Source organism: Lysinibacillus sp. CNPSo 3705, from assembly GCF_028674935.1.
In the GTDB taxonomy this organism is placed as follows: Bacteria; Bacillota; Bacilli; order Bacillales_A; family Planococcaceae; genus Lysinibacillus.
Genome location: NZ_JAQZSD010000223.1, coordinates 1 through 315, shown reverse-complemented (window position 1 = coordinate 315; position 315 = coordinate 1). Strand labels below are relative to the sequence as shown.

1 pseudogene is annotated in these 315 nt (G+C 58.7%); it reads left to right on the top strand.

From position 1 onward, the window contains the following. Positions 1 to 79 precede the first annotated feature (79 nt). Positions 80 to 315, top strand: a pseudogene (locus PVA17_RS25480) (glutamate dehydrogenase); the annotation flags it as partial.

Sequence of the window (315 nt, the reverse complement as noted above, 5' to 3'; positions counted from 1 at the left end):
CTCTATCCGCCCGGCGGTCTCGATCTACCACAGCTCATCCGGCACGCTGGTTTGCACGATAGCCTTGAGAGTTATTCCAATGAGCTCGGCCTACCCAGCAGAGATCCTTTCAATACCATGCGACGTGCTTGTCCCAGCTGCGGTGGAGCGCGTCATCGACCGTCGAATTGCCGGTAACCTGAGCTGCCGCATCCTTGCCGAAGGCGCGAACGGCCCGACCACGCCAGAAGCCGACCGAAGCTTGGAACGACGCCAGGAAGAGATCTTCGTTATTCCCGATATTCTTCGCAATTTGGGAGGCGCGGTGGTCAGCTA